Source organism: Nocardia sp. NPDC019323, assembly GCF_044389845.1.
GTDB lineage: Bacteria > Actinomycetota > Actinomycetes > Mycobacteriales > Mycobacteriaceae > Nocardia > Nocardia implantans.
This window is the reverse complement of the sequence record NZ_JBIRYN010000007.1, coordinates 89,628-106,726: the sequence shown is the minus strand read 5'-3', so window position 1 is coordinate 106,726 and position 17,099 is coordinate 89,628. Positions and strand designations below refer to the sequence as shown.

The 17,099-nt window shown below is 71.0% G+C and carries 18 protein-coding genes; 11 read left to right on the top strand and 7 right to left on the bottom strand.

Annotated features, from left to right (window positions below):
* Positions 1–244: 244 nt before the first annotated feature.
* On the top strand, positions 245–1,261 hold the full coding sequence (locus tag ACH49X_RS24590; RefSeq protein WP_357206325.1) for an NADP-dependent oxidoreductase: 1,017 nt from the start codon (positions 245–247) through the stop codon (positions 1,259–1,261).
* Here ACH49X_RS24590 and ACH49X_RS24585 read toward each other — a convergent pair whose 3' ends face one another.
* The 3 genes from ACH49X_RS24585 to ACH49X_RS24575 form a co-directional block, all read right to left on the bottom strand.
* Complete coding sequence (locus tag ACH49X_RS24585) at positions 1,262–1,615, bottom strand: hypothetical protein (RefSeq protein WP_195046122.1); 354 nt, start codon at positions 1,613–1,615, stop codon at positions 1,262–1,264.
* A gap of 64 nt (positions 1,616–1,679) precedes the next feature.
* Positions 1,680–2,507 (bottom strand): SAM-dependent methyltransferase, encoded by an 828-nt coding sequence (locus ACH49X_RS24580; RefSeq protein WP_357206323.1) that lies wholly within the window; start codon positions 2,505–2,507, stop codon positions 1,680–1,682.
* A gap of 236 nt (positions 2,508–2,743) precedes the next feature.
* On the bottom strand, positions 2,744–2,899 hold the full coding sequence (locus ACH49X_RS24575) for a hypothetical protein (RefSeq protein ID WP_357206321.1): 156 nt from the start codon (positions 2,897–2,899) through the stop codon (positions 2,744–2,746).
* A gap of 372 nt (positions 2,900–3,271) precedes the next feature.
* Between ACH49X_RS24575 and ACH49X_RS24570 the strand changes: the two genes are divergently transcribed.
* Positions 3,272–3,553 (top strand): hypothetical protein, encoded by a 282-nt coding sequence (locus ACH49X_RS24570; RefSeq protein ID WP_195081697.1) that lies wholly within the window; start codon positions 3,272–3,274, stop codon positions 3,551–3,553.
* Here the strand turns inward: ACH49X_RS24570 and ACH49X_RS24565 are convergent.
* Positions 3,543–6,761: a BTAD domain-containing putative transcriptional regulator gene (locus tag ACH49X_RS24565; protein ID WP_357206319.1), complete on the bottom strand. Its 3,219-nt coding sequence runs from the start codon at positions 6,759–6,761 to the stop codon at positions 3,543–3,545. The two genes, ACH49X_RS24570 and ACH49X_RS24565, sit on opposite strands and share 11 nt — an antisense overlap.
* A gap of 306 nt (positions 6,762–7,067) precedes the next feature.
* Here ACH49X_RS24565 and ACH49X_RS24560 point away from each other — a divergent pair, with 306 nt between their 5' ends.
* Entirely contained in the window at positions 7,068–7,652 is a 585-nt protein-coding gene (locus tag ACH49X_RS24560; RefSeq protein WP_357206318.1) for an NAD(P)H-dependent oxidoreductase, read from the top strand.
* A gap of 126 nt (positions 7,653–7,778) precedes the next feature.
* On the top strand, positions 7,779–8,330 hold the full coding sequence (locus ACH49X_RS24555) for a dihydrofolate reductase family protein (RefSeq protein ID WP_195081699.1): 552 nt from the start codon (positions 7,779–7,781) through the stop codon (positions 8,328–8,330).
* 61 nt (positions 8,331–8,391) lie between these two features.
* Here ACH49X_RS24555 and ACH49X_RS24550 read toward each other — a convergent pair whose 3' ends face one another.
* From ACH49X_RS24550 to ACH49X_RS24540, 3 genes are all read right to left on the bottom strand, one after another.
* A complete protein-coding gene (locus ACH49X_RS24550; RefSeq protein WP_157111944.1) occupies positions 8,392–8,634 on the bottom strand; it encodes a hypothetical protein in 243 nt (80 codons plus the stop codon).
* Between the two features lie 309 nt (positions 8,635–8,943).
* Positions 8,944–9,915, bottom strand: coding sequence for a DUF5996 family protein (locus tag ACH49X_RS24545; RefSeq protein ID WP_357206316.1), 972 nt, complete (start codon positions 9,913–9,915; stop codon positions 8,944–8,946).
* Between the two features lie 211 nt (positions 9,916–10,126).
* Positions 10,127–10,303 (bottom strand): hypothetical protein, encoded by a 177-nt coding sequence (locus ACH49X_RS24540; protein ID WP_357206314.1) that lies wholly within the window; start codon positions 10,301–10,303, stop codon positions 10,127–10,129.
* Between the two features lie 444 nt (positions 10,304–10,747).
* On the opposite strand from ACH49X_RS24540, the gene ACH49X_RS24535 reads away from it, so the two are divergent.
* Genes ACH49X_RS24535 through ACH49X_RS24505 form a run of 7 tightly spaced genes read left to right on the top strand, consistent with a single transcriptional unit; the run spans position 10,748 to position 17,096 of the window.
* A complete protein-coding gene (locus tag ACH49X_RS24535; protein ID WP_357106414.1) occupies positions 10,748–11,986 on the top strand; it encodes an aspartate aminotransferase family protein in 1,239 nt (412 codons plus the stop codon).
* Positions 11,987–12,005: 19 nt separating this feature from the next.
* Positions 12,006–13,049, top strand: coding sequence for an SDR family oxidoreductase (locus ACH49X_RS24530; protein ID WP_357106417.1), 1,044 nt, complete (start codon positions 12,006–12,008; stop codon positions 13,047–13,049).
* Positions 13,049–13,507, top strand: coding sequence for an SRPBCC family protein (locus ACH49X_RS24525; protein WP_195081704.1), 459 nt, complete (start codon positions 13,049–13,051; stop codon positions 13,505–13,507). Before ACH49X_RS24530 ends, ACH49X_RS24525 begins: the two co-directional genes overlap by 1 nt.
* Complete coding sequence (locus ACH49X_RS24520) at positions 13,504–14,982, top strand: class I adenylate-forming enzyme family protein (RefSeq protein WP_195081705.1); 1,479 nt, start codon at positions 13,504–13,506, stop codon at positions 14,980–14,982. The genes ACH49X_RS24525 and ACH49X_RS24520 overlap by 4 nt, the downstream gene beginning before the upstream one ends.
* Positions 14,982–15,251, top strand: coding sequence for an acyl carrier protein (locus ACH49X_RS24515; RefSeq protein ID WP_357206312.1), 270 nt, complete (start codon positions 14,982–14,984; stop codon positions 15,249–15,251). The genes ACH49X_RS24520 and ACH49X_RS24515 overlap by 1 nt, the downstream gene beginning before the upstream one ends.
* Entirely contained in the window at positions 15,235–15,930 is a 696-nt protein-coding gene (locus ACH49X_RS24510; protein WP_195081707.1) for a dihydrodipicolinate reductase C-terminal domain-containing protein, read from the top strand. Before ACH49X_RS24515 ends, ACH49X_RS24510 begins: the two co-directional genes overlap by 17 nt.
* Positions 15,927–17,096, top strand: coding sequence for an acyl-CoA dehydrogenase (locus tag ACH49X_RS24505; protein ID WP_357206310.1), 1,170 nt, complete (start codon positions 15,927–15,929; stop codon positions 17,094–17,096). The genes ACH49X_RS24510 and ACH49X_RS24505 overlap by 4 nt, the downstream gene beginning before the upstream one ends.
* Positions 17,097–17,099 lie beyond the last annotated feature (3 nt).

Genomic DNA, 17,099 nt, shown 5'->3' with positions numbered 1-17,099 from the left:
GCGCCCGCACCCCGGTTCTTCGGGGACCGCCGTCGGGCAGGCGACGCCCGAGCCTCCGACCCGGCTGTTCGCGCGACGCGTGCTCGGCCGCTCGTCGGCCGACCCCGATGAACGACAGCGATCCCCGGATTGTCCGGAATCACCGCCTGGATGGCTCTTCGGTACTGATCACAGTCGAGTCGGGTCGCCGGACACGGTCGGGCACGGGCCGGTGGGGGCGGTAGCCTGCGGCTAGGGTGGGCGCATGGTCGAGTCGACACGAATCGTGCTTGCTTCCCGGCCGGTGGGCGCGCCCACGGCGGAGAATTTCCGGACCGAGACCGCGGAACTCCCCGCTCCTGCCGAGGGCGAGGTCCTGCTGCGCACGCTCTATCTGTCGCTCGACCCGTACATGCGCGGCCGGATGAGTGCGGCCGAGTCCTACGCCGAACCGGTCGAGGTCGGCGCGGTGATGGTCGGCGCGACCGTGGCCGAAGTGCTCGAATCCCGCGACCCTTCGTTGGCGAAAGGCGATGTGGTGCTCGCTTATTCGGGGTGGCAGTCCCATGACGTCGCCCCGGCGCGCGGGCTGCGCAAGCTCGATCCGGCGAAGGCTCCGGTCTCCACCGCCCTCGGCGTGCTCGGCATGCCCGGCTTCACCGCCTACGCGGGACTGCGCGAGATCGGCAAACCCCGCCCCGGCGAGACGCTGGTGGTCGCCGCGGCCACCGGGCCGGTCGGCTCGGCCGTCGGTCAGATCGCCAAGATCGGCGGCACCCGCACAGTGGGCATCGCCGGCGGCCCGCGCAAGGTGGCCTACCTGAACGAACTCGGCTTCGACGTCGCACTCGACCACCGCGCCCCCGATTTCGCCGAGCAACTCGCGGCTGCGGTCCCCGACGGCATCGACGTCTATTTCGAGAATGTCGGCGGCGCGGTGGCCGACGCGGTGTACCCGCTGCTGAACACTTACGCGCGCGTGCCCGTCTGTGGACTGATCGCCAACTACAACGCCACCGGCGCCTCGGAAGGCCCGGACCGGCTGCCGGGCTTCTACGGCCGGATCCTCACAAAGAGCCTCACTGTGCGCGGGTTCATCCAGTCCGAATTCGTCCGTGCGCTGTACCCGGACTTCTTGCGTGAGATGGGTGAGTGGGTCGCCAACGGCCGCGTGCGGTATCTCGAGGACGTCGTGTCCGGCTTGGCCGCGGCCCCCGAGGCGTTCATCGGCATGCTGGAGGGCCGCAACTTCGGCAAGCTGGTCGTGCGGGTCGCCGACTGATCAGCCCGCCAGCGCGCCGCTGCCGATGCTGAGATAGGCCAGCATCAGCACGAACAGGAACCAGCCCGCGCCCTGCCAGATGGGCCAGGTCCGTCCGCGGCGCCACTGCACGTAGGTTTCGACGAAGGCGCCGATGCCGCCGATCAGCAGCACCACCGAGGGGCCGAGCACCACGGCGAGCTGCGCGGCGGTGTCGCACAGCAGCTTGTCCTGGTCCACGCATTCGCGCTGCGCGGCCCACAGCACGGTCAGCAGGAAGACCAGCGCGGCGGTGGCGAGCACCGAGACGACGTAGGTCGCGGCGCGCCGGAACCCGCGCGGATCGCGCCAGCGTTTCTCCACGTCGTCGACCATGTGCACCACCTCGCCGTCCGGTTCCTCCGACGTGATTGCCGAACGGCGGTGGCTCAAACGCCGCTCAGGGTTTGCGTCCGACCCCGGCCCAATACCAGGCCGACCGCGCCGCGGCAGGGGCGGCATCGGTGTCCGGACGCCAGGCGTCGGCAGGAACGATCCCCGGCTCGACGAGTTCCGTTCCGGCGAAGAAGGATTCGGTCTCCGCGCGGCTGCGCGGCTGGAACGCGATGCCGGCCTGCTCGGCGGCGGCCCTCGCGCGCGCCATCGGGCGCGGGTCGAAATCGCCGGTGAAGTGGGTGAGCACCAGGTAGCTGCCGGACGGGGCCGCCGCCAGCAGGCGCCTCACCACGCCGTACGGATCGTCGCTGTCGCGGAAGAACATCATGACCGCGACCAGCAAGATCGCGAGGGGCCGGTCCGGGTCGAAGGTGTCGGCCAGCTCGGGCGCGTCCAGGATGGCGCCCGGATCGCGCAGATCGGCGTCGAGGTAGGCGATCCTGCCCTGCGGTGTGCTCGCCGTCAACGCTCTGGCATGGGCGAGCACGAGCGGATCATTGTCGACATAGACCACGCGCGCGGCCGGAGCGATGCGCTGGGCCACCTCGTGCGTGTTGCCCGCGGTGGGGAGGCCGGTGCCGATGTCGAGGAACTGATCGATGCCCGCCTCGCCGGCCAGGTGCCGCACGGCTCGGCCGAGGAACGCGCGATTGGCGCGGGCCATGTCGCGGATGCCGGGGATGTGCATGGCGACCGTGTCGCCGAGGGCGCGGTCGGCGGGGTAATTGTCCTTGCCGCCGAGCCAGTAGTCGTAGACCCGTGCCTCGTGCGGGAGGCTCGTGTCGAGCTTGGTCGACGATCCGGCGCGCACTCGCGCGTGACCGTCCGGCATGTGCGACTCCCTTCCCGGGCGGCGCCGGTGCGGGAGGCGCCGCACCGCTGTCGCCTCCGAAGGCGACCCTCGCGCTGCGAATTACGCGTCAAGAATAGGGTGACGCGTCCACAATGAGCGGCGATTCGGCCGAATGGTCCGTTTTCGGCGGCGGCCGACCCGGCGGTGACCCTCTGTGCGTGCACCGGGTTCGGCGGGAGACAACCGACGGGCCGGGGTTCGCGCGCGGGCGAGAGTCAGCGTGGCGAAATGTCCGGATGGCCGCCGTGCCTTTCGGCGGCGCGCAGCTCACACCAATAGGCTGCGACAACGGTGGCATAACCGGCTACGACGGCCGTCGCGGTGACGATCACCAGTGTGATGAGTAGTGGAATCAAGAAAGCGGTGTGCATTGTGCCCTCCCCGCGGTCACGCTGATATCAGCGGAAAGTTCGGCGCCGCACTGCACCGACATCATGTCAGTCCCTGCACCTAGTGAAATCGTAGTTGGCGCGGCGTGGTCGGGCACGGCGCGCGGCTGTGAGTTGAATCATGCAGATCACGGTGTGTCGTGCGGAATACACCTGTGGCGTGCGGTCTAATCGATCTTGTCACGTGTTCACCGGCAACCATCCGGAAAGCGGGACACGACCACGACACGGGACCGCCGGACCGGCGGCCGTCGCAGTGCCCGTGGCGCGCCGAACTCCTCGGTAGCGCAGCTCTTTCTCTCGGATTGTCTCCAGCATCACCTCGGCATGCGAAAAAGGAGCACGAACGTGAGCATGATTCTCGCCGCCCTGCACGACACCGTGATGGCGCAGCAATTCGAAAATCCGACCGCCGAAGAGCCGCCGCTGGCGGACAAGTTGATGCAGATGGGCCGCTACTTCACCTGGTTGGTGCAGCTGTCGGGCATCACGGCGATCACCTACGGCGGGGGCAGGTTCGCATGGGAGAAATGGAACGGCGGCAGTCTCCAGTCGCCGAAGATGGTCGCAAGCGCGATGGCAGGCGGTGCGGTGGCGACGAGCGCGGGCACGATCATGAACGCGATCATCGGCTGACGCGCACCGCGCGGGCCGCCAGGTCGCGCGCCGCGACCGGAGCCGACCGCGTTCCCGCGGCATAACGCTCGGCGAACACGCGTTCGCCGAGCGCCGCGGCGGCGCGGGTCGCCGGACGGTCTATATCGGGGCGCTCGGCCGGAAGCAGCGCGATGCCGTTGGCCTCGCGCACCGCCGCCGCGGCGCCGAGCAACTGGGCCGCGATCTCCGGCTGGCACAGCTCGGTCAGCGCCGATGCCAGCGCGGCCAGCGCGAAGGCGGTGTCGCGGGGTGCGCCGATGCGCCGCGCGCCGTCGAACGCGGTCAGATACAGCTCGAAAGCGGCGCCGGGCTCGCCGCGCTGTTCGACGATGTAGCCCAGCTCGACTTGCAGCATCGGCAGGAACAGCGGAGTCTCCTCGCCCGCGGCCAAGGGGAGGGCGAGCAGCTCGCGCAGGATCCGCTCGGCGGTCTCGGACCGCCCGTCGCGCCGCGCGGTGAACGCGAGCACGAGCGCGGCGAACAACCGGCCCGCTTCGTACCCGTGCTCGGCCGCGACGCGCTGGGCCTGTTCGCCCAGCTCCTGCGCCCGGCCGAAGTCGGTGCGCTGCATGGCGATCCAGCCCAGCCAGCACAGGTGGGTGCACGCCTGCCCCCACAGCTCCAGCTCCTGCGCCAAGCCGAGCGCTTCGGCGTGGATGGCGGCGGCTGAGGTCAGGTCGCCGGTGAGTTCGGCCAGGCCGCCGAGCCATTCGGCGGCCTGGAGCCTGCCCCAGCGGTCGTCGAGCTCGGCGAACAGCCGTGCGGCGGTGCGGGCGTGCCGCTCCAGCGCCGGGAGATCGACCCGATTGTGGGCGGCCTTGGCCAGCGCCACATGCCCGCAGGCCACGCCCCAGCGGTCGCCGAGTTCCGTGCAGACCGGAAGCGCCTTGCGCAGGAGCGCTTCCAGCTCGTGCACGTCACCGGAATCCAGCGCGGAGAATCCGAGGAAGAGTTCCGCGCGCGCCCGCCCGGCCGGATCGTCGACCATGTCGTACACCGCGAACACCGCCGCACGCTTGGCGGAACCATCCTCGAAATCGCCTTGCTGGAAAGCGAATCCGACGCTCCACGCCAGCGCCCGCGCCCGGTGCCGCGGGGAGCCGCCGAGCGCGAGCGCCGCCTCCAGCCAGCGCCGAGCCTCGGTCGGCCTGCCGCGCAACTGCCAGTACCAGGCGAGCGCGTTCACCAGCCGCAGGGCCTGATCCGCGTCGCCCGCGCGCACGAAACCGTCCAGCGCCGCCCGCAGCTCGGCCGAGTCGTCGTCCAGCCGGCGCAACCAGCGGCGCTGGTCGGCGCCGTACAGCTCCGGCTCGGCGCGCTCGGCCAGCGCCAGGTGATACCGATGGTGGGCCAGATGCACCGCGTCGAACTCGCCCGCCTCGGCCAGCCGGTCGAGACTGAACGCGGCCACCGATTCCAGCAGGCGGTAACGCCGTCCCGCCCGGTGCACCAGCGAGCGGTCGACCAGCCTGGCGATGACGTCGGCGACGAGTGAGGCGTCCACCGCGGGTTCGCCGCCCGCCGAGCACACCGCCTCCGCGGCCGCCAGGGTGCAGCCGCCCGTGTGCACCGCCAGTCTGCGCAGCACGGTTTGCTCGGTCGCGTCCAGCAGTCCCCAGCTCCAGTCGATCATCGCCGCCAGCGTCTGCTGGCGCGGCGGCACGCCGCGATGCCCGGTGGCCAGCAGTTTGAACCGGTCGTCGAGCCGGGCGACGATCTCGTGCACGCCCAATGCGCGCACGCGGGTGGCGGCGAGTTCCAGCGCGAGCGGGATGCCGTCGAGCCTGCGGCACAGCGTCGCGACCGGCGCCGCGGTGTCGGCGTCGAGCGCGAAATCGCGGGCTGCCGCTCGCGCTCTGGACACGAACAGCCGCACCGCCCCCGCTCGGGCGATCTCGTCGAAAGACGCCTCCCGGGCGGGCACATCCAGCGGTTGCAGCGCGACGATGTCCTCGCCGGGCAGACGCAGCGGTTCCCGGCTGGTGGCCAGGATGCGCAGCCGGGGGGCCGCGCCGAGCAGCATCTCGGCCAGTTCGGCGGCGCGATCCACCACGTGCTCGCAGTTGTCCAGGACGAGCAGCAGTTCCTGGTCGGCCAGCGCTTCGCACAACGAGGCGGTGCTGTCGGCGCCGTCGGCGGCGTGGATGCCGAGCACGCCGGCCACGGCGTCGGCGAGGAACGTCGCGCCGTCGGCCGCGGTCGGTTGCAGCGCGGCCAGTTCCACCAGCCAGGTGCCGTGGCCGAATCGCCGGGTCAGCGCCGCCGCGGCCGCGAGCGACAAGCGCGTCTTGCCAACGCCGCCGGGCCCGGTGAGCGTGACCAGCCTGGCGTCCTGCACGGCGTCGCACAGCTGCGCGAGGTCGGTGTCGCGGCCGATCAACTCGGTGCGCTGCGCTGGGATGTTGGAGCTGCGCCGCCGCGCGACCACGATCTGCGCGGGCGCGGCGAGCGGCAGGTCCTGCGCCAGGATCGCGCGCTGCAGCGCCACCAGCTCCGGGCTCGGGTCGATGCCGAGTTCGTCGGCGAGGCGCCTGCGCAGGTCCTCGTAACCGTCCAGTGCCTCGGCCTGCCTGCCCGCGCCGTACAACGCGCGCAGGTGGGCCGCGCGCAGCCGCTCGCGCAGTGGATGCGCCGTCACGAAGCCGGTGAGTTCGCCTGCCACCTCGCGGTATTCGCCCAGTGCCAGCCGCGCCTCCGCCAGTTCCTCCACCGCCACCGAACGCTGCTCTTCGAGCTGCGCGATGGCGGCCCGGGCGAAGGACGCGTCCCGGAAATCGGCGAACGCGGGCCCGCGCCAGAGCGCGAGCGCCGCGCAGAGCGCCCGGACCCGCTCGGCGGTGTCGGTCGTCGCCCGCGCCGACGCCACCAAGGCGCGGAAATCCTGCGCGTCGATGGCGGAGGCGGCCAGCCGATACCCGGGCGGCGGGGACACCACCAGGTCCCGGCCGCCGGGTTCGGCGTCCTCCAGCGCCCTGCGCAGTTGCGAGGCCTTCGCCGCCAGCGTGCCCGCCGGATTGCCGGGCGGGTCATCGGTCCAGATGTCGTCGATCAGCCGATCGCCGGAGACCGGTTGGCCGGGTGTGACCAGCAGGTCGGCCAGCAGCGCGCGCACCTTGGCCCCCGGAATCGGCACTGCGGCGCCCCCGTCCGTCCAGACCGCCAACGGACCCAGCACCCCGAAACGCATGGGGGCCAGCCTAGGCGAGCGGTGCGGGAAGGCGACCGCAAACAAACCGGAAGGCGGCCGGCCCACAGTGAGGAAGCCGTACACCGTACTCGGGGAAAGGGAGCCCGACATGCCACTCGTCACGACCACCGCACTTCGGAACGTCCGCGGTGCGGCCTCCACCGCGCGGACGCCTGCCCGCGCGGACGGACTGCCCCGGGACCGTGGGCCGCATGACGGAGCGCACGGCCTGCCACGACCGCCGGATGACGCGCTCGCCCCCGACCCCACGAAGCCGAACGCCGGTGTGACAGCGGAGGACGCGCGATGACCGGTCACCACCGGATACGGGTGGCGCTGATCGTCGGCAGCACACGCGCGGGCCGTTTCGGCCCCACGGTGGCGGACTGGTTCGCCGGGCGGCTCGGCCGCCGCGACACGGACGTGGACCGTATCGATCTCGCCGAGACCGCGTTGCCCGGCCGATTGACCGATCCCGACGAGCCGCTACCGCCCGAGGTGCGCGCTCTCGGTGAACGGCTGGCAGCGGCGGACGCGTTCGTCCTGGTCACACCCGAATACAACCGGAGCTTTCCGGCCGCGGTGAAGCATGCCGTCGACTGGTTCGACGAGGAGTGGGCCGCCAAGCCGGTCACGGTGGTGGGATACGGCCGCGACGCCGACGGCGGTCACGCCGCGGCCCAGTTGCGTCCGGTCTTCGGCGAACTGAACGCGGTGCTCATCCGACGCACCGTCACCGTCACCAAGGCCTGGCAGCGTTTCGCCGGCGACGGCAGCTGGCCGCGCCGCGACGCCGAACTCGACGAGGACGCCGACGCCGCGCTCGACCAGCTCATCTGGTGGGCGTGCGCCTTGCGCGCGGCACGGGCCGAAACGCCGTTCGTGCGGTAGAAAGCAACCTCGACACCGGGTCCGCCCGAAGGCGGCGGACCGACCGTAAACAAACCGTAAGGCGGCACCGGCAGAGTCGTCGCCGACAGCGGCACCGGCCGCAGCGCCCGAGAAAAGGAAACACCCATGGCAACCATCGCAGTTCACGAATTCATCGCTCTCGACGGCGTGTACGAGGATCCGTCCTGGACCTTCGAGTTCGGGTTCGATCCGAAGATGGGGGAGACGCTCGGCGCGATCACCTCCGCGTCGAAGGCGATCCTGTTGGGCCGCAACACGTTCGAGATGTTCGCTCCGGCCTGGTCCACCCGCACCGTCGAGGACGACCCGGGCGCGCCGTTCTTCAACGACACGCCGAAGTACGTCGTCGGCGCGCGGGAGCCGCAGGTGGAGTGGGCCAACAGCACCCGCATCGGTGGCTACGACCCGGACGTCATCCGCAAGCTGAAGGACGAGATCGACGGCGTCATCTACATCAGCGGCAGCGGCACACTGGTGCGGGCGCTGCTCGCGGACGGCTTGGTCGACGACCTGCACCTGTTCGTCTACCCGATCGCGCTGGGCAAGGGCAAGCGCCTGTGGAGCGACGGCGTCGACGCGACCAAGCTCGCGCTGAAAGAGCACGAGGTCTACGCCAACGGCGTCGTCCACCTCGCCTACGGTCCGGCGCAGGACTGATGGCACGCGGAAGGGCGGCCCTTTCGGGCCGCCCTTGCGATGCGCCGGACGCTGCGTGGAGCTAGCGTCCTCCGGTGCAGTAACCCTCGGGGGTGTACTGGCACGGGCGCTCGTTGCGTCCCTGGTAGCCACCGTGGTTGCTGCTGCGGGCGCGCTCGCCCACGCCGGAACCGCGCTTGTCCGCCGGGTTGTGCGAGTACCGGTCCGCGGTGGTGGTCACCGTGGGTTCGGGCGAAGCGACCGCCGCCGCAACGACGACCGCCCCACCGATCAGCGCCGAGGCCACCACTCGACGCACTGTCACGCGCTTCCTCGTGTTGTGCATAAGATTCATCCCGTCGATTAACGTGCCGTCATATAACGATACATTGATTGGTGATCCGTCCGACAGGGGCTTCCCATCTGTGGGAGATTTAGGGTTGGCGCGAAGCTCTGCCCAGCTCGTTCGGGATCGATTCGGGAATCGGCGATCATCGGACGCGCATTACCTGACCAACGTACCGTTGAACAGGTCACTCACCTGCTCTTCCGGTGATGTCCGGAGGGACGAGGGCGGGTCGGTGCCCGGTCTCGCGCCCGCTGGGTCGTCGAGCGACGCAACGAAGCCGGATCACTAGCCGGGCGGCCGCGACATGTCCGTCTCGCGCGCTCGGCGTTTGTGCTTCCACCGGTTCGGGTCGGCCTCCAGGGCGGCGCGGTCCCAGTGGCCGAGGTCGGCGGCGGCCGCGTAGGTGGTCTCGAGGAATTCCAGAAGCGCGCGCTCCGGCGCCGCGGCGGTGCGAACCGCCTCGTACGGCAGCAGGAATTGGCGGTTGTCCCGGCTGTAGAAGGCGTCTGCCGGGCCGACCGGATACTCGGCGAATCCGTCCGGTTCCGGGTAGGCGTAGGCGTAGAAGGCGCCCTCCGCCCCGCCGCCGGGCCAGAAACCGCAACTGCTCAGTTCATGCGAGTAACCCTCGACCATGACCCAGTCGCCGCAGTTGGGCGCGCCGCCCGGATGTCGCGGAGCCGGCCGTCCGGAGAATCGGGTGCACGCCAAATCCGTTGCTCCCCAGAAGAAGTGCACCGGGCTCACTTTCCCGATGAAGCGCGCGCGGAACTCGTGCACGACCCGGTCTGCCGCCAGCAGCTGGCGCCAGAACAAGGTCGCGGCCGCGGCGTCGTAGGAGCGGTGCTCGTAGTCGTCGGCGAAGGGGATGGCGGGCTCGACCTCGTTGGGCCTGGCTTGGATTCGCACGGGAATACCGAGTTCGCCGAACGCGGCGACGGTTTCGCCGTAGAAGTCGGCCACCGGCTTGGGTTCCAGCGCGATCTGCCTGGTCCGGCCGTCGCTGGAGCGGATACGCAGCCGGTGATCGAGGAAGTCGAACTCGACGTCGAAGCATCCGGCCGGGTGCGCGATGGCGGAGGTGGTCAGGCCCCTCGGGCTGACGTAGAAGGTGACCTGCCACCAGTGGTTGACCAGCGGAGCGTGCGAGAGCCTGATCTTGCCGATGATCTGCGTCCACATGTGCAGCGTCTCCCGGGTGGGAGTCCAGTCGTCGACGCGCAACGCCGGCCACTGCGTTGCCTCTGTGCCTGTCACCGCCGCACCTCCGTCGTCTCGGGATCATCGGTGCCAGTGCCGCACGCGGACGCCTGCCAAGGCTCGGCGCAGCGCTCTTCCTCCGCACCGTACCCCGTGGGCGTGCACCGGGAAGCCCGAAATGCTCACCGGTGGGCAACCGTTTGGCAACACTGCGGGTCGGCGGGTCGGCTCGACGGCCGGACGGAGCGGACCGTGGCCGGATGAGGCGTCAGGATCGCCGCGGCCAACTGTCGTACGCCGAGGGAACGGCCGTCAGCGGCGGCGGGGCGACCCGCTCGGCCGCTCTGGCTTTCCGGCGGGAATTCGGATCCCACACCATCGCCGCGGCCGCACCGCCGAGCAGAACCACGACGATGGCAACGATCACCACCCACAGCAGTACCACCGCTATTTCTCCAGTCGTCGCGTCCGCTCCGTATGGCGCGTTATCCCCAGGCGGACAGTTGATCTCGTGATTGCGAGCATTCTTCACAGCTCGTGCGGCCCGCGCGAATCGACGCGCGGATTTCGTGGTCTGCCAGTACCGCGGCTCACCGAGTTTGGGATACGTCCGGTAACGCATAAGGGCGGCCGATCGCCGTACGGCACGAGCTCGGTCGTGCCGCGGCGGCCGCGGGCCGGCTGCCGAGCGCCGCGGAAGTTGCTGTGACCTGCGGTTGTGGGCCATGCCACAACCGGTCGCAACCGGGCAGCTCCCGGCCTTAATGGTCGATCGTTCAGTGTGCGGGACGCGGGGTTCGAGTTGACGCTCTGAGAGACTGAAACTTAGTGTCTCTCATGTCCTCAGGGGGTGTGCGGGGCGCCCTCATTATGACCCGGAAAGTCTTGTATGACAACGGAATTCGTGGTTCTGGAACAAACTCGGCAGCATCTCGGCAGGGCGCGTGCGCAGCTGGGCAGCCTGCTCGGCGGACTGGTGGAGCATCGCTCCGAGGGGACGCGGCTGTGGACCACCGACGGTCGCGAATTCCTCAATTGCGGCGGCTACGGCGTCTTCCTGCTCGGCGCCAGGCATCCGCGGGTGGTTGACGCGGTGACCGAGCAACTGGGTCGCCATCCGGTCGGCACCCGCGGCATGCTCGAAGCCGCCGCTGCGGGCGCGGCGGCGGCTCTGGCCGAGGTCGCCCCGGCCGGGCTGACCAAGGTGTACTTCGCCGGCGCGGGCACCGAGGCCACCGAGGCGGCGCTGAAGATGGCCGCCATCCAGGGACGCACGCGGCTGATCGGCGCGGCGGGCGGCTATCACGGCAAGACCATCGGCGCGCTGTCGCTGACCGCCAACGACACCTACCAGGCGCCGTTCCGCGCGCTGCTGCACGGCGCGGCCCGGGTGCCCTACGGCGACGCGGCCGCGCTGGAGGAGGCGCTCGGCCCCGACGGCTCGGACGCCTGCGTGGTGCTCGAGCCGATCCAGGGCGAGGGCGGAGTGATCGTGCCGCCCGCCGGATACCTGGCACAGGTGCAGCGGCTGTGCCGCGAACGCGGCGCAATGCTGGTGCTCGACGAGATCATGACCGGACTCGGCCGGACCGGCACCTGGTGGCGCGGCGAGATCGAGCAGATCACCCCTGACGTGCTGCTGGTCGGCAAAAGCCTCGGCGGCGGCGTGCTCCCGGTCTCCGCCGCGATCGCCACCGAGGAGGCCTACGCGGCCTTCGACGCCGACCTGTGCCTGCACACCTCCACCTTCTCCGCGGCCCCGCTCGGCATGGCCGCCGCGGCCGCGACGCTGGCGGTGCTGCGGGACGAGGACCTGGTCGCGGCCTCGGCGCGGATCGGAGACCGGCTGCGTACCGGCCTCTCCGAGATCCGCGACCGCACCTGCCCGCGGCAGTTGATCGATATCCGCGGCGCCGGAACCCTTTTCGGCCTGGAATTCGCCGACGCCGGGCTGGCGGGCGAGTTCCTGCTGGAAATGATCGACGCGCGGGTGGTCGTCAACCACTCGCTCAACGCGGGACCGGTGCTGCGTCTGACCCCACCGGCCACGCTGCAGCCACTCGACGAGGCATGGCTGCTCGAGGCCTTCGAGAAAGCATGCGTGCGCCTCGCGGCCCACGCGATCTGACCTTCTGCGAGGAGAAGTAGTGAAGATCTTCGTCACCGGCGGCGCCGGTGTCGTCGGAGTGCCGCTGCTGCGGATGCTCGGTGCCCGGCACGAAGTCGTGGCGCTCACCCACAGCCGTCCCGTCGCGGGCGCCGACGCCGTGGTGCGCGGCGACCTCACCGCGCCCGGTCTCGGGCTCGACGCCCGAGACACCGACATGGTGCTGGACGGACTCGATCTCGTCGTGCACTGCGCGGCGAACGTCGACTTCGCCGCCGGACCCGAGAAACTGCACGCGGTGAACGTCGTCGGCACCCAGCGTGTGCTGGACCTGGCGGCGCGCGCCTCGGCGCGGGTGGTGCACGTGAGCACCGCGTTCGTCGATCTGGATCTGCCGGAGGACATCACCGGCGGTCACGCCACGTTGCGTCCCGGCGAGTATCTCGTGGCCAAGCGCGCAGGGGAGGCGGCGGTGCGCGGCAGCGGCCTGCCGTACACCATCGTGCGCCCCTCCGCGATCGGCGGACATTCGAAGACCGGTGCGATCACCGAATACCAAGGCGTGCACAGCATCTCGCGCGCGATGCTGCGTGGCTCGGTGCCGCTGTTCCTGTGCGCGGCGCAAGCGCGCTACGACCTGGTGCCGTGCGACGTGGTGGCCGGTGTGATCGCGGCCGTGGTCGAGGCGCAGACCCCACCGGAACTCGCGTGGGCGACCATCGGCCCCGCCGCGATCACCGCGCAGCGCCTGCTGGAGATCTTCGACGAGACCGCCGCGGAATACGGCCTGCCGCATCGCAGTCCACGCCGCGTCGATCCCGAAATCTTCTCGCGTCTGCTCAAACCGGCCTTCTTCGACGATCTGCGCCCCTCCGAGAAAACGAAAATGGCGAATTTGATGACCACCCTGGCCGCGCTGTTCCAGCCCGATCCGATGCCGACCTCGCTGGGCACGCTGCCCGGCGCGCCGCAGGCCTATTCGGCGGCCGAAGCCGAAGAGGTCATGCGCACCACCTACCGCACCGTGATCGCCCGCGAGAACATGGCCGCGACCGCGCACGAGCGCAGCGAGGTGATGGTCTGATGGCCGAGCGTTCCGTGGCGGTGCGGGCGACCGTGCGCGACATCGATCCCGACGTGGTGTTCGCGCGCCTGCGTGATTTCCCGTCCTATGCCGAGCACGCCGATGTCGTCCGCGACATCACCCTCGACGTCGATCCGCACGGCACCCAGGTCAGCAGCTGGTCGGTGTGGTTCCGCAACGGGCTGCTGCAGTGGACCGAGCGCGACGTGGTCGACGACGTCGCGCGCACCCTGTCGTTCGAGCAGATCACCGGTGATCTCGCGCGTTTCGACGGCGCGTGGCGGGTGACGCCGCACGAGGACGCGGTGACGGTGCGGTTCGACGCCGTCGTCGACCTCGGCATCCCGTCACTGGCCGACATGCTCGACCCGCTGGCCGAACGGGCGTTGCGCACCAACACCACCGAGATCCTGCGGGGCTTGTTCGGGCCGGACATCGAATTCGGCGGACCGGCATGAGCGCCGCCGCGCGCCCGACCCGGATCTACGAGGCGCTGGTCGCCGCGATGGACGACGCGCCCGACGCCAGGGTGCTCACCCTGCGGGAGACGCGCACGTTCGCCGAACTGCGCGCGGACGCCGAGCGCCGAGCCGGTCTCCTGGACGCGGTCGCGCCGCGCGGCGGCAGCCGGATCCTGCTCGCCCTGGCCAATCATCCCGACTACATCGCCACCCTGCTGGCCGTGTGGTCGCGCGCGGATCTGCCGATCCTGGCCGACCCGAGCCTGGGGCGGGCCGAGATCGACACGCTGGTGCGCGGCTGCGGCATCGATGCCGTCGTCCACGCGCCGACCGGTGACGTTCCCGCCGGGGCGGTCGCGCTCGACGAACGCTCGGTGGCGGAGGCGACCGGTCTCACCGGTGCGCGTCCCGCCCTGGCCGCCGACACCGAGCTGGGGCGGCTGACCTCCGGTTCCACCCGCGCTCCCGCCTGCATCGAGTTCTCCGCCCGCGCCGTGCTCAACGCGGCCGGGACCTGGGCGGGTGCGGCGGGGCTGACCCGCGACGATCTGAGCCTGTGCTTCGCGGGCTGCTACAACGGCCTGGCGTTCAACACCACGCTGATGCCGAGCCTGCTCACCGGCGCGAGCCTGGCCCTGCCGGGCGGGATGCCGAGCGGCGGCGCGATCATGCGTCACGTCACGGCGCTGCGCCCGAGCATCCTGGTGGCGTTTCCCGCGGCCTACGAACGGTTCACCGACTACACCGCCGCGGCGCTCCCGGAAGAAACCCGGGAAGCCCTGCGCCGCATCCGGTTACGGCTGTCGTCGGCGGCGCCGCTGTCGGCGTCGGTCGCGTCGCACGTGGCGGCGCTGTCGGGGCCGATCTCGGATTACTACGGCATCGCCGAGACCGGGCCCGTCACCTTCGCCGACGGCACCCGGCCGGAGGGCAACGGCATGCTCCTGCCGGGAGTGACCGTCGAATCCAGGCCCGGCGCCGACGGTGTCGAGGTGCTGCACGTCCGCACGGCCTCGATGGGCACCCGGTACCTGAACTATCCGGGGGAATTCGAGCGCGCGATCGCCGCCGACGGCAGCTACGTCACCTCCGACACCGGCTCCGTGACCGGCGGTGAGCTGTTCCTCGGCGGCCGGGCCCAGCCGGTGCTGAACATCGGCGGGCGCAAATTCACCGTCGAATCGGTCAGCGACGCCATCACCGCGCACCCCGACGTCACCGACTGCCGGGTGCTGGCCTTGACGACGCCGAGCGGCCGCGACTGCGTCGGCGCCGCCGTGCAGACCCGCGTCCCGCTCGACGCGGCGAACCTGCGCGGGTTCCTGCGCGAACGCCTGGCCGACTACAAGGTGCCCGAGGTGCTCGTCACCGTGGGGGAACTGCCCCGCGGTGCCACCGGCAAGGTCAAGGCCGCGGCGGTGCGCGAGCTGCTCATGCACACATTCCAGCAACCGGTCACGGGAGGCCGCTGATGTCCGACGTAGTGCAGGATTCGCTCACGAATGCGGTCGCCGATCTGGTGGCGACCGCGACCGACGGCACGCTCGACGCCGACAGCGCGCAGCGCTCCGAGCAGACCTTCGCCGAAGCGGGGATGACCTCGCTGTCGTTCCTGCGATTGGTGGACGCGCTGGAGATCCGCTACGGCGTGGAGATCGACTTGGAGAACGACCTCGACCACCTGCGCACGGTCGCCGCGATCGTGGCCTATCTGAGGAACCAGGGTGTCGAGGACGCCTGATCGTCCGGTGGCGGTGATCGGCGCGACCGGACGCCTCGGCCGGGCCGTGCTCGCCGCGTGCGAGCGAGCCGGTGTGCCGGTGGTGACCACCGCCGACTCCGCCGGGTGGACGGTCGGCGAAACAGCGCCGGGTGTGGTGATCGACGCCAGCAGGCCCGCTGCGCTCGACGCGGTGGCCGGGTACTGCGTGCGGACCGGGGCGGCGTTGCTGTCGTGCGTGTCGGGTCGGCCCGGCAGCGCGCAGGACACGCTTTCCGCTCTGGCGCAACGGGTTCCGGTCATGGTCGCCGCCAATCTCAGCCCGCTGCACTGGGTGCAGGCGCGGGCGGTGGAACTCGCGGCTCGCTTGGCCGTCGCGCTGGTCCCGGACGCCGAGTTCACCGTTCTCGACCGCCATCCCACCACCAAGATCGACGCGCCGTCGGCGACCGCGACCAACCTGGCCGCTCTGCTGCCGGACGGCGCGGCGGTGCTCGCGCAGCGCTACGGCATGCCGGTCAGCGACCACCACGTGGTGATCGCGTCGGCCGGGGAGAGCTGGGAACTGAGCCACCGCGTCCGCGACCTGGGCGGGCCCGCCGCAGCGGCGCTCGGTTTGGCGGCGTGGCTGGAACAGGCGGAGCCCGGCCGGTACACGGCGGCCGAGGCGTTCGCCGAACTCGCGGGAGTGCCGGTATGAGCGGGGCGGCCGCGAAGGCGGCCGAACACGCGCACGACACCAGGCGGGAACCGCAGGGGGCTGCCTCCGAGCCGTCGGCGCAGGCCACAGAGTTGCTGCGCGATCTGCTCGGCGGCTGCGCCGGAATGGTGGATGAATACGAGGACGAGGGCCGGTTCCCGGCGGAACTGTTCCGCCGGATCATGACGACCGGCCTGGCCGAGCCGGTGATCGCGGGCCGCCGGGGCGCGGTGCGCTCGTTCTGCGCGAACGTGGAGGTCATCGCCGAGAACTGGCTCGCCCTCGCCGAATCGGTGCATCTGCAAACGCTCGTCGCCCTCACCGTGGCCAGGCACGCGCGACCACGAGTGCGGGACGAGCTGGTGCCGGCGCTGGCGGAGGGCCGCATGCTGGGCGCCAACTGCGTGAGCGAACCCGCGGCCGGATCCGACATGTCCGCCATCGAGTTGCGCGCCGAACGCAGCGGCGACGGATTCCGCTTGCACGGCAGGAAGACCTGGGCCGGGCACGCGCCGGTGGCGGGCGTGTTCGTCGTGTACGCGCGCACCAGCGACGCCGGACTCGGCGGCCTGACCTGCTTCGCCGTCGACTCCGCCGCCGAGGGCGTCACCGTCGCGCCCGCGGCGCGCAAGCACAGCGCCGCCGCGCTGCCCAGCGCCGACGTCGTCTTCGACGGGGTGGCGGTGCCCCCGGACCGCGTGCTGGGCCGGGTGAACCGTGGCGCGCGGGTGGCCGACGACATGTTCACCCAAGGCCGGGTCGGCTTGGCGGCGTGCGCGGTGGGGCTCGCCGCCGCGGCGCTGCGGCGCGCGACCGCCTATGCCAAGTCGCGTGTCCAGTTCGGCGTGCCGATCATCCGGCATCAGGCCGTCGGTCATCTGCTCGCCGACATGTCCACCCAGCTCGCCGCCGCCCGTCAGCTGCTGCACCGCGCCTGCGCGGAGATCGACGCGGGCGGACCAGAGGCCGGGCTGCTCGCCGCCCAGGCGAAACTCTTCGCCACCGACACCGCCATGCGGGTGACCACCGACGCCGTGCAGGTCCTCGGCGCCTCCGCCTACCTGCCGGGCGAGGCGGCGGAGCGGTGGATGCGGGAAGCGAAACTCTTGCAGATCATCCAGGGCACCAATCAGATCCAGCGCAACGCCATCGCGGCACGACTGTGAGGA

Bases quoted from the DNA above. Each gene is read 5' to 3' on its own strand.
- ACH49X_RS24535 (WP_357106414.1), top strand. From the start codon at position 10,748: ATGACAACGGAATTCGTGGTTCTGGAACAAACTCGGCAGCATCTCGGC.
- ACH49X_RS24520 (WP_195081705.1), top strand. From the start codon at position 13,504: ATGAGCGCCGCCGCGCGCCCGACCCGGATCTACGAGGCGCTGGTCGCC.
- ACH49X_RS24580 (WP_357206323.1), bottom strand. From the start codon at position 2,507: ATGCCGGACGGTCACGCGCGAGTGCGCGCCGGATCGTCGACCAAGCTC.
- ACH49X_RS24575 (WP_357206321.1), bottom strand. From the start codon at position 2,899: ATGCACACCGCTTTCTTGATTCCACTACTCATCACACTGGTGATCGTC.
- ACH49X_RS24525 (WP_195081704.1), top strand. From the start codon at position 13,049: ATGGCCGAGCGTTCCGTGGCGGTGCGGGCGACCGTGCGCGACATCGAT.
- ACH49X_RS24515 (WP_357206312.1), top strand. From the start codon at position 14,982: ATGTCCGACGTAGTGCAGGATTCGCTCACGAATGCGGTCGCCGATCTG.
- ACH49X_RS24555 (WP_195081699.1), top strand. From the start codon at position 7,779: ATGGCAACCATCGCAGTTCACGAATTCATCGCTCTCGACGGCGTGTAC.
- ACH49X_RS24570 (WP_195081697.1), top strand. From the start codon at position 3,272: ATGATTCTCGCCGCCCTGCACGACACCGTGATGGCGCAGCAATTCGAA.
- ACH49X_RS24505 (WP_357206310.1), top strand. From the start codon at position 15,927: ATGAGCGGGGCGGCCGCGAAGGCGGCCGAACACGCGCACGACACCAGG.
- ACH49X_RS24565 (WP_357206319.1), bottom strand. From the start codon at position 6,761: ATGCGTTTCGGGGTGCTGGGTCCGTTGGCGGTCTGGACGGACGGGGGC.
- ACH49X_RS24560 (WP_357206318.1), top strand. From the start codon at position 7,068: ATGACCGGTCACCACCGGATACGGGTGGCGCTGATCGTCGGCAGCACA.
- ACH49X_RS24590 (WP_357206325.1), top strand. From the start codon at position 245: ATGGTCGAGTCGACACGAATCGTGCTTGCTTCCCGGCCGGTGGGCGCG.
- ACH49X_RS24585 (WP_195046122.1), bottom strand. From the start codon at position 1,615: ATGGTCGACGACGTGGAGAAACGCTGGCGCGATCCGCGCGGGTTCCGG.